Consider the following 9,917-nt stretch of genomic DNA (forward strand, 5'->3'; position numbering starts at 1 on the left):
GGCGAGAACATCGGGCCGTTCTTGCCGCAAAAATCCATGCGCCCATCGATGCCATCGACACCGCGTTCCAATTGCGCAATGAGCAGCGGAAAGTTGTTCTCATGCACGATGTCCAAATACGTCTTTACCAGCCCTGGATCAGTGACCATGGCTTCCAAAAACACCGGCAGCCACGTGGAAAAGGTGGGCAGATACACGTCGTAATGTCCAAGGACAAACATGTCCGGAGCGTTGGCCAAGGCATAGTCAAGCGCCTCAAACATCGTGTCGTCGGGTACTATGGGCGACGGCCCACGCTTCTCCATAGCCTTGACCATGGCCCGAAAGCCGTCCATACCCTGGTGGCGCAGGCTGGAGTCGACTTCGTAGTAGAGGTCTTCTTCGGGCAGGTAGCGCATGAGCGCCCAGTAGCCCTCACCAATCTCATACCGCCACTCGTTTTCGCCCACCTTCTTCGGCTTCAGGTCATGCTCGCTCTCATAAGGGTCGATGACCAGGATGTCATAGCCTAATTTGCGATACAACTCGATGGTATCCTCGATGAAGCGTTGATAGAACTCCCGCCGTTTCCCGGCCAGGATCATGTCGTTGCGGAGCTTGCCCATCACGTAGCCGCCGGTTCCCACCCACGCATCCCGGCCAAGCACCTTGCTCCCCACCGGCGAGTTGACGCAAAGCTCGAACTTTGGGATGCGATCAGCCTCTTGATGGCGAAGTGCCGTCAAAACCCGTTCTTTCGATGTCACGACCACCTCCGCAATTGTTGCGCTTTTCGAGAAGGCCTTCAAATCCGGCGCAGAGCTTGGAGAAACGAGGCTTCCAGCTTCGCCCTCTGCAACCCCTGGCCAATGATCACCACTTCGTTGCGCCCATCTGCCGGTCTCCCGGTGTGGTGCAACGATATGTTCGCCATGGTGGCGTCTACGTAGGTGTGCTGTCCTTCCAGTGAGATAAAGCCTTTCATGCGCGTCAGACCGGGCCCGAGGGAGGCCACGAAGCGTTCCCAGCTTTCCCTATCAAAGTCGCCCTGCGCCTGAAGAGTGTACGAGAAGAGGGGATCAGGTCGCCCTTCACCTGGGGGGCCAGTAGCAGAGACCTCCGGCCGTCGGATCGTGTCTAGGATCTCCAGAGGAAAGTCGGCAAACTGTGTGCGCAGCACTTGAGCATGCGGAGCCAAATCCTGCACCGCGGCAGAGACCTGTTCCACCACCTCCGGCGGCACCAGGTCGCACTTGTTTACTAACACAAGGTCGGCGCTCCGCACCTGGGACACCGGTGCCCTGAGCACGCCCTTTATCTTGGGGAAGGTCTGGCAGTCTACCACGCAGACACAGGCGGTAACCCGCACGCAGCTGCGCAACGCAGGCAGAGCCAGCATCTTTTCCATCTCGCTGGTGTCGGCAAGGCCGGTGGCCTCGATGAGCAGCAGGTCCGGCCGCAGCTCCTGGGCGATGCGCTCTACTTCTGCGATAAAGTCGGTGCGCACGCAGATGCAGAAAAGGCTGCCCCGGTTCAACTCCACCTTCTCATAGTTCCCCTCCCGAAGCAAGCGCCCGTCAATGCCGACTGTGCCAAACTCATTGATGAGGAGCACGAGGCGGCGGTCAGCATAGTGGCCGATCAGTCTGTTGAGGAGGGTGGTTTTGCCTGCACCGAGAAACCCAGTGAGCAAAATGGTGGGGATCATTGCAGCTCCTTCAGCCACTCCTTGATAACCTCCACAGACGGCACGCGCCCCGCTGCGCGCACCTGCTCGCGCACTGTGATAATGGCGGGCGTGGCTGAGACGCCGTACGAGTAGATCGTCTCCTCGTCCATGATGCGCTCCACCTCCACGGTGCTGCCCAACTCTCGCACAGCCTGCTGCACGTTCGCCCACACTTGCTCACAGCGCTCGCACCCACCTCCCAATACCAGCAGCCGCCCACGCCGCTCCCGCAGCTTCATGTGCAGCTTCTCATTGATCCGCTCCTGAATGGCGCGAATCAGTTCCTCCTGCGAAGGGATGATGCTCACAAACTTGATCTGCCCGTCGATGCAGATGGTGGGCACATTGCGCACCATCAAGCCCATCATGAACTCCACCGACTCGCGCTGCTTGATCTTGTGCTCCCGCCAGAGTACCAGATCGCCAAAGTGCGGCGCCACGGCTTTGACCGCCTCCACCATGTACTGGCAGGGCGCGCAGGCCTCCGAGTCCAGGGTGATGATGTCGACAATGACACGGTCGGTGCGGCCATAGTCGGCAAGGTTTATGGCCGCGGTGACCTCCTCCTGTTTGGCGAGCAATTCTCTGGCCACTTGGCGCTTGTAGGGGTCGTGCACTACCTCGGCTACGGCCACAAGGTTCGCCTTCGGTGTGCCGTATGGGAGGTCACAGCCCGGCGCGAGAATGTAGCCAGTGTCACCGCCTACGTCCATGCACTGGATGGCGCTGCGCCTGCAGTCATCCTCGCTTCCCATGAGCAGCACCGTGGTCAGCGGCATATTGCCGCCAAAGGAGACTCCGTACTGCTGGCAGGTCCTCTTGACAAAATCCAGGGGAATATTCTCGTCCACGCAGATATTGTCCGGGCCGGTTTGACACATTGCTTCGACGTTCTTTTGCGCATGGCCACACACAAAGAAAGACGAGAGCAGGCCGCGGGCGCGGATGGTTTCAAAGACCCGGGTTGCGTAGGGCGAGACGAATTCGCGGAAGGTTTCCGGTGAGATCTGGCTGGTCATGGGGTCCACTAGCGCGATTACGTCGCAGCCAGCGTCGGCGTAAAGGCTAGCCATCCGTATCGCGACTTGGGTGGTGAACTGCAAGAGCTCCTTTACCGCCTCCGGCCGATCGTACATCTCCATGAAAATAGCCGTCCCCTTCAGGTGGAGGGCAAGGGTGAACGGGCCGGTTACCAGGCCAAACAGGGCCACGTCGTGGCCGGCCTGAGCAAGCTGCCGCGTCGCCTCCAGCACCGTCGGTATCCGTCCTGCGCCCTCCTCAGGCACCCGCAGCTGGCTCAGCTCCCTCTGCTCCAGCACATGGCTCACCACCGCAGGCGGGTTTTCCTTAGCCCACTGCAACTCACAACCAAGTGCCTCAGCTTCCACTTGCAGGTCAAACGTGACCGGTACCCCGTCGGGCCGATAGAGCCGGATAGCCTCGGTCACCCCGCGGACAATCAGCTCAGCAGACCGCAGGTAGGTGGCTGCATCCACCCCAACGAGCGCTCCACCATGGCAGCCCACAAAAGGAAGCCAGGGGGTGCGCTCCGTCTTCTGTCCACGTATCGCATTCAGGATCAGCTCTTTTCCCATCGTGTAGACTCCCTCTATTTCATTTGAGCAGGATTACCTTTCGCTGGCGGACTTGCCCTGCGACGGTCATACGGCAAAAGTAGAGACCGCTGGCCAATAGCTGGCCCGAGGCATCGTCTCCGCGCCAGCGCACCACGTGGCGACCTTCTGGGACGGTGGCATCCACGAGCGTTCTGACCAACTGCCCCTTGGTATTGAAAACGGCGATGTGCACCTTTGCCGGGCGGGGAAGGAAATAACAGATGCTTGTCTCTGGATTGAAAGGGTTTGGGTAGTTCTGCTCCAGCTGGTAATCCCAAGGGGAGCTCTCAGGGGGATACTGGAGGGCGCCTGTGGTGAGCTCAGACAGGCGTACCGTCTTGATTTCGCGAGGTCCCACCTGCAGACGTACTCCACCCGAGGCCACTGTTGCGCCGCCCAGGTCGTGCTCCAGGCCATCGGTGATGGTTGCGGCCCCCATGCGGAACACGTCAGAGCGCAGGGTAACCTCAGCCGGCTTGCCGTTCAGCTCCATCAAGCGCACGATGGCGCCGCCACCCCAGTGAGCACGCTTGAACGCCACCACCATGACCTGCGGCTGGTCGCACCACAGGAAGCTGGCAGCCGGAGCCGATAATGCGCCGGCTTCGTTGCGCACCACCTCACACCCCTGCAGAGCCGAACCATGCCCCCACCAGAACTGGCTTGCGATCACGGGGTCGAACCCCCCGCTGTCGCCGCAGAAGGCAAACGTGGAGATGATGAGCGAACTCGTCCCAGGTTCCGCCTCGATGGGCCCCACGGTCCCACCTTCAAAGCGGCCCTCGTCTTCCTTCTTGATGAAGCGGCAGAGCAGGGTCGCTTCGCGCGGGGCAAAAGTGTTCTCCACGCCATGGAAACGCTCAAACTCAACGGCAAACGGCTCGCGCATGGCCCACAGGATGCGGTACTGCCCGTCGGTGATGCCCCCGCCGTGCTGCACGGCAAAGGTGCCGCGGGGCGCACCGGGCAGGTGGTCTGTCTCCGGATTCCAGGCCCCGTGCGGCCCTTCCAGATAGGTCTGGAAACCCCACAAGGCGAACGGAAACACGTAGGCATAGTACTCCGAACCGATGCTGTTGGGCACCCAGTCCATGAGACGGCGGTCCATGGTGTTGACCACCTCCACCCGGCGTAAATTGTGGTAGAGCCAGATTTCGCTGCGCACGAACGGCGTGCCGGAGCGCTCGATGACCAGGGCACGCGCCACAGGCCCCCGCACCGAGGTGTCGATGCGTGCGCTCCCCATGGGCATGACGATCTCACCTCCCCCTTCCGCCTTGAGCCACCCGTTGAAGGGGAAAGGGCTGGCCCTATTGACCAGCTCACGCTGGTAGGTCTTGTCAAAGATACTGACCACCCGGCCATCGCTTGCGTCAACGCGGATGCGGAAGAATTCGTTTTCAAGCTCCACATTGGAAGGAGTGCGCAGTGCATGACCTGTGACCATCTCCCCTCCGCCGTCCCGAAACACAAACAGGCGGTAGCCCAAAGGCGGCACATCCTCGGCTAAGAACAGAAGCGAATCCGTTAGCCACTGGTACGGCATGACCTTTCCGGTTTCGGCGTCCTCCAGACGAACGGCCTGGCCCGACCATCGGGAATCTGCCCTCATCCGTACCACATCGCTCCGTGGCCAGCTCAAGGGGTTGAAGACCACGATAGCGGGGGCAGGCGCAGCTACCTGCTGAGCCATCAGGCGGAGCCCCTGCGTGAGCTCAGACAAAGAGCCGGCAAAGGCGTTGCGGGCGTAGCCCACGGCGATCTCGCTCTGGCGCTGCGTCTCCTCCGGAGTCATGAGCCCTGGCCACGGCGCGCCACCGCCGCTGTGCTCGTCGAATTGCAGCATGTTTGCATACACGGAGTCAAACACGGAGCGGCTATAGGAGTCAAGTCCGAGTAGATCGTTGACCGTGGCGATCTTTTCCGCAGCCGCTGCCAGATCATGAGCCTGTCGGTTCATCCCCATGCTCTGCGGCACATTCAGGGACACCAGATCCCACCCTCCTGCCCAATCGCCACGATAGGTGGCAAACTGTTCACCGTATTTTTGTTCCAAATAGGCAAAGAATTCATCCGGTCCGGCGACCACCAGCTTCGGGTTGGCGTAACGTTGATTCCAGGCAGCCGCCATGCTGGTGATGAGGGTAGTAGGGTAGGTGTTCTCCAGGCTGCCGACCATAATGAGGATGGCGTCGTAAGGGTAGCCGGCCGCTTGGTACGCCTGCAACTCCTTTTCCAGCGCGCTGTAAAAGGTGCTCACGTTGCCCATCTGGTACGTATTCAGCCACTCCATGTAGCTGCCGCGACTGATCCATGTCAACACCTTCTGGCCATCCGGCCCCTGCCAGTAGAAAGGGTTGTGCTGGCGCGGAATCTGAGCGCTCCCCCCAAAGCTCTGGTTTACGCCCGCAGCAAAGTAGCGCACCCCCGCATTCGCGAGCACTGTGGGCATCCACCAAGAGAATCCCGGTACGTCGTTCTGCAGCACCGTGGTAGCGGCGAACCCAAAGCGCCGTCGATACTGTTCAGCCGGATAGAGAAAGCGGTTGATCTCCTCGCTCCCTAACACCGCGGTGTGCATGTTGGCATAACCTGCGCACAGGTGAATTCGGCCTGAGTCAACCAACCTCTGTAACCTGGCAATATCGGACGGCGTGCTGCGCGCGAGCCACTGCTCCAACTGCCACACGCTCTCGATTGTCCACTCGTACCCAGGAATCATCTCCGCAAATTCGATGGCCTTGTCGATGATCCCCTTATACTTTTCCGCCACCACGTCCTGAGGGTCAGTGAAGCCAATGTCCAAGTGGGTGAAATGGATGAGGTAGACGTAGTTAATACTGGAGGGGATCCCCGGTTGCTGGAATGGGAATGCCCCCAGATCGGCAATGGTTCCGTCCGGGTCACGGGGGCCTGCAGGGTCGCCGGCGTCGATGCAAGGAGAGCCCGGCCTGAGGTGGTAGTCGAAGGGTACGCCGCCCACAAAGGCGGGGTCCACGGAGATGGAGCCCGGTCCCGGCACACATCCCTGGCATGAGCCGCTTGCATTCTGCCACAGGTTATTGTACCGGCAGCTAACGCCGCCATCGGCGCAGATCCCGAACCCCCGACTGTGGGCGACGATGTTGTTGAAGAACTCGGCAGTGGAGGCCTGGGCGATCGCGCCATGTCCACAGCCGTCCACGGTATTGTTCACAACCGTCACGCTGCGGCTAGTGTCCAGGCGTATGCCGGCCGAGTCGCAGCCAACGATCAAGTTATAAGCCACCCGGCCAGTGCAGTGCCTGAGCTCGACGCCCAGGAGGAAGCCTTCCACGCGATTGGAGAGGACCTCAACCTGGCTATGGGCCAACACTGCCGCGCGTGCCCCTGGACCGGTGGAACGCAGGGTGTTTCTTTCAACAGACACGGCAGTGCTGGAGTCACACGCGACCCCTTTCCCTTGGGGCGGCACGACTATCTCGCAGTCATGCAGGCTGATGCCGTGAGCACCCCAACAATCCACCACGACGCCCTGCGGGGCTGTGTTTACCATCCGCAGCGCCGATATCACCGCCGCCTCCGCGCCGACGATGGTGGGCCAAGGGTCAGTGGCCAGGACCACGGTCTTTTCCGCGCCGGCCCCTAGTAAGGTAACACCTCGTTTCAGACGCAGATGCTCCACGTACACCCCTGCGTCCACTGCCACCACCATGCCGGGCTGGGCGGCATCCAGTGCCGCCTGAATGGTGCGATAGTCGCGCGGTACTGCCAGGTGCGCCACCACGCTGATGGGCAGGTCAAAGACCGCATCGTACACATCACCCCAGCTGGTGTCGTAGCCCAGGGCGTCCTCACCCAATGTATACGCGAGCTTGTACTCGCCGGTTTGCTGCCCCACCTTCAGTCTCAGGACAATGGTCGCATCGATGCGATTCTCATTTGCCAGAAACGCCCTGGGCGTGAGAAAGCCCACCCACTTGTACTCAGGTCCGCTCGGGTGCACCACCTCGCACGAATCCGCCCAGTATTGACTGAGCACGAACTCACCGCTTCCGTACTTCTGACTGTGATAAGTAGCTCCGATGGCATCCCAGCCATTGGGCACGAGCGCGGTGACAAAGACCGCATGCGGATTGGGGTCAGTGTCCTGGCTGTGGATCTGCAGCGTGACGGTCAGCGTATCGCCTGGGGCGACAAGGCTCGGCTGCTGCACCTGGTCGATTTCCAGGCACGCGCTGACGAGCGCGAGAAGGGCCGATGCCACCAAGCACGCTGTCGCGCGCGCCCTGGTGCCGTCATGTTTAGAGGCCATACTCCTCCCCGACGAACAGCTCGCCATAGTGCTCGTACCCGTGGGCCACCGCTTTGTCCTCGCTGTCGCAGGCAGCCAACTCCTCCTCGATCCTGCTCAGCCAGTCCATCTCCCGTGATGGCAAGGCAAGCTTCCCCTGCTCGTGTGCCCGGCGCACGATGGCGCAGCCGACCAAGCCTGCCTGCCGCGTGCGTTCAAAGTCGTCTCCCGAGGCCACGATCGCCCGCGCCAGTTCAAAGGAGGTTTCTGGGGCGATCATGAGGGCATGGACGCTGCGGTGGACATCCGACTCCACAAGCAGGTGCTGCACCGTCGCAGCCTGGCCCCGGGCAATCGCCTCATTGAACAGACGACAGTCATAGGCTAGAATCTCAGTGAACACCTCCGGTGCTTGCCCTGAGAGAAGACGCACGTTCTGCACGGACTCGTTGCTCCACAGATCACACACCGCAGCGGCCACGTTTCCCATGTGGCTAAAGTGGGCGCACGCGGAGCTTTTTCCTTCCATCGAGATGGGCACGCCCGTGATGGCCTTGATCACCGGCCCCTCGTAGGCGCAGTCTTTTGAAGGTCCCACGGCACCCTCCTCATACGCTACCAGCGAGCGGGCGGCGGACATGGCCCGCACCACGGCCGCCAGCACCTGTGGCAGATAGTGGCGGTCCGCTAACACCATGGCAGTGTTGGCAAAACCGCATGCGGTGTCTCCGGCGGCAATTGTCCCGCCCTGCGAGGCGATGCCAACGATCTCGCGCCACAAGAAGTGCATGTCCCGCGGCGCTAGGACACCAAGCGCAAACAGGATACCGCGCACGTCGCCCTCCAACAAGGCCCGGTCGTGCACCTCTTTGCCTCCCGTGGACTCGATGGACAGCAGGTCGGCGCCGGCAGCAGCATTTTCCGCGAAGGAACGTAACATCGTTTGCGCCGCACTGCCGCTGCGCATCAAGGGGGGACGCACCTCGTCGCGGATATCGCACACCGTGACACGCAAAGCCGAGGGCAGGCCTTTCTTGTGGTAAAACTCCTCCATCAACTCCCTGGTCTGCCTGGTGACGGCCACGCCAATTTCCACATGGCTGGTCATCTGCGGGGCATGCTCGAACTCCAGCACTACCCCGGGTACCTGGAGGATTTGCGCCCTCGACAGCACGCTCTGCACCATCTCCCGGTACTGGTCCAGAATCGCGGGCAACTGTGCCGGACTCACCTCCATCGGCGGAACCGTGTAGTTGACCTCCGGCAAAACCTGTCCTGTGCCGATGCCCACCTCAAACCCGCACCGCACCGGACCAAGAGCATGTCCGAACAGCATTTGCCCGGCCCCGCTGTAGCTCAGTTCTCTGAATTGCCTCATACGTTCCTTCCTCTTTGCCGGGAGCAACACGAAGCAAAGACCGCAACCCGGCTCTCAGGTCGAAACACTTCGCTCCTCACCCCCTGCGCTGGCTCACCAGACGTTCAATTGCCAGGACACGCCAAAACGATCGTTAACCCAGGCGAACAACTGGCTGAAGCCATAGTTGTCGACCGGCATAAGCACCGTGCCGCCTGAGGCCAGTACGTCGAAGTAACGTCGCAACTCCTCCCCGTCGGCACATTCCACAAAAAGCGACAGCGCTGGCGTAAAGCCGAACTCGTGTTTGATCGGCGAGTCGATGCACATGAACTTCTGGCCGTTCAACGTGAATTCGGCTCTGCGCACGGTGCCTTCTGGCCCCTGTTCGTCCGGACCATAGCGCTCGATATGCGTGATGGCGGAATCCGGAAACAGCGAGGTGTACAGGCGCATCGCCTCCTCAGCGCGGCCCTCAAACATGAGAAAGGGTACGGGTGCATGTGCCATGCGAGTTATCCTTCTTCTTTGTCAAGGTATTTCAGCTTCTTGCCGGCCTCCCACGCTTCGGCCACTGGATCTCCCAAGCTCCAGTAGATGTTGTCCGGCATAGTCAGTGCGAAGGGACGCATCTTGCGCACGTCAGGCCGCCCCCGCGTAAGACACTTCGCGTCCGCATAGGCGCCGACGATCTGGCCTATATACAGCACGTCTCCGCCAAGGTCCACCTTGCGCACCAGCCTGCACTCCATGGACAGCGGGCAGGCTGCTACCATCGGCGCGCCGGTCTCCTCGCCATAGAAAAGCTCGAAAATGGCGCTTTTGTCGTAGTCGCGCCCCGATACCAGACCGCAGAAATCCACCTTCTCCACCAATTCCACGCTGGGCACATTTACGCTGAATGCGCCGCTCTTTTCGATGCCCGGATTCGTATAGTGTTCACTGCCCAACGCAATTGCGACC

General features: G+C 60.9%; 7 protein-coding genes. All 7 read right to left on the reverse strand.

Going from position 1 to position 9,917, the window contains the following annotated elements:
• The coding region (locus ONB25_14745; protein MDZ7394142.1) for a hypothetical protein at nt 1-746 on the reverse strand (746 nt) is incomplete at its 3' end.
• A gap of 38 nt (nt 747-784) precedes the next feature.
• Nucleotides 785-1,705, reverse strand: a complete 921-nt coding sequence (locus ONB25_14750; protein MDZ7394143.1) for a GTP-binding protein — start codon at nt 1,703-1,705, stop codon at nt 785-787.
• Complete coding sequence (locus ONB25_14755; protein MDZ7394144.1) at nt 1,684-3,303, reverse strand: MTH895/ArsE family thioredoxin-like protein; 1,620 nt, start codon at nt 3,301-3,303, stop codon at nt 1,684-1,686. The genes ONB25_14750 and ONB25_14755 overlap by 22 nt, the downstream gene beginning before the upstream one ends.
• A gap of 19 nt (nt 3,304-3,322) precedes the next feature.
• On the reverse strand, nt 3,323-7,618 hold the full coding sequence (locus tag ONB25_14760; protein ID MDZ7394145.1) for a right-handed parallel beta-helix repeat-containing protein: 4,296 nt from the start codon (nt 7,616-7,618) through the stop codon (nt 3,323-3,325).
• The gene (locus ONB25_14765; protein ID MDZ7394146.1) at nt 7,608-8,975 is read right to left on the reverse strand and encodes a hypothetical protein; all 1,368 of its coding nucleotides are present in this window, start codon (nt 8,973-8,975) and stop codon (nt 7,608-7,610) included. Before ONB25_14765 ends, ONB25_14760 begins: the two co-directional genes overlap by 11 nt.
• 93 nt (nt 8,976-9,068) lie before the next feature.
• Nucleotides 9,069-9,464, reverse strand: coding sequence for a VOC family protein (locus tag ONB25_14770; GenBank protein ID MDZ7394147.1), 396 nt, complete (start codon nt 9,462-9,464; stop codon nt 9,069-9,071).
• Between the two features lie 5 nt (nt 9,465-9,469).
• A partial coding sequence (locus ONB25_14775) for a flavin reductase family protein (GenBank protein ID MDZ7394148.1) occupies nt 9,470-9,917 on the reverse strand: 448 nt, incomplete at its 5' end.

This window comes from candidate division KSB1 bacterium (assembly GCA_034506335.1).
In the GTDB taxonomy this organism is placed as follows: domain Bacteria; phylum Zhuqueibacterota; class Zhuqueibacteria; order JANLFK01; family Oleimicrobiaceae; genus Oleimicrobium.